We start from the raw sequence: 1,127 nt of genomic DNA, 5'->3' as shown, positions 1-1,127 counted from the left end.
ACGTGATGAATGATTTTTGGCAACGTGACGTCCTGGTAGTGTTCCCAGAACTCCTCGGTATCGGTGGGCACACGTTCGGAGGCGAGCAGCTTCCCGCCCGGCGTGGTCAGCGTTACCCATCCCGTCTCTATGCCGACCTGCTCATACTGATGGAACTCCCCGGAGTACGGACGGTTGTGGATGTAGACCGTGAAGTCGCGCGTGAGAACCTCTTTGCCATCCTTTGCAAAGCCATGCACGCGATACGTGGGGCCGTCCGCATTGCCCATCTTCTGAAAGTTAATGGATTCGAGAGGCAGCTTAAGCTTTGCTGCCAGCAGTTCATCGACGGGATAGAGCTGCTGAATCCAGCGCTCCTCGGTCCGCATGGTCGATTGCTTCTTCGGATCACAATACGGCGCGAACTCGATGATCACCTTCGCGACGTCCCTTCCGGCAAGAGCCGGGGCGACGGAATCCATGATCCAGCTATAGCCCTGCTTGTACGCCGAAAGTACTTCTACCGTTGAGAGCTTCACGTTCGCGGACTTCAAGATAGAACGAAGTTGCTCGGCAAGAAGAAGGCGCTGCTGGGGACTTTCGCTGACACCAGCCTGGACGACAACCTCCTGACCGGCCGGCAGCTGTGCGATCAGCTTTTTTGCGACGTCCTGCATCCGCTTGCCTTCCCAGGGAAAGGTCAGGTCTTCGGAGAAGGTAGGTGCTCCCTGCTTGAAAGGGATCACGTCGGTCTTGAGATGTTGAGGCACCTCGCGATCGCAGCACTTGACCCCGGCGTGCAGATTGCCGGTCACGACCTCCAGCGAGGAGGCATGTAACCGCTCGGCGAGCATCTTTCTTGCAAACGCCTTGAGTCCCGGGTCTGCCAGGTCAACATCGATCTCTGCGCGCACGCTGCTGAATCCGCCCGGATGGTCCTTAGCGATCTTTGCGCTCCATTGATCAAGATGATAGAGCGCGGCAGCGGCCTGGCCCACGTCGGACTTCTGCCCGAAGAAGCGGCGCAGATCATCGCGAATCTCCTCCACCGACGCATAACGCTTACCGGTCTCCCAGAGATAGGGCAGCCGTGTCGCCGAGTACTGCAGAGCCGCTGTGGCTCCGGCATCATCTCCGCGCACCAGCAG

At 58.7% G+C, this 1,127-nt stretch carries 1 protein-coding gene; it reads right to left on the bottom strand.

Features of this window, described 5'->3' with window-relative positions; translation table 11 throughout:
• Positions 1-1,127: hypothetical protein (locus Q363_RS42530; RefSeq protein ID WP_035358808.1), on the bottom strand; the 1,127-nt coding region annotated here is incomplete at both ends.

Origin of the sequence: Edaphobacter aggregans DSM 19364 (genome assembly GCF_000745965.1) — a bacterium.
Lineage (GTDB): Bacteria > Acidobacteriota > Terriglobia > Terriglobales > Acidobacteriaceae > Edaphobacter > Edaphobacter aggregans.
This window is presented reverse-complemented; position numbering and strand designations above follow the sequence as displayed.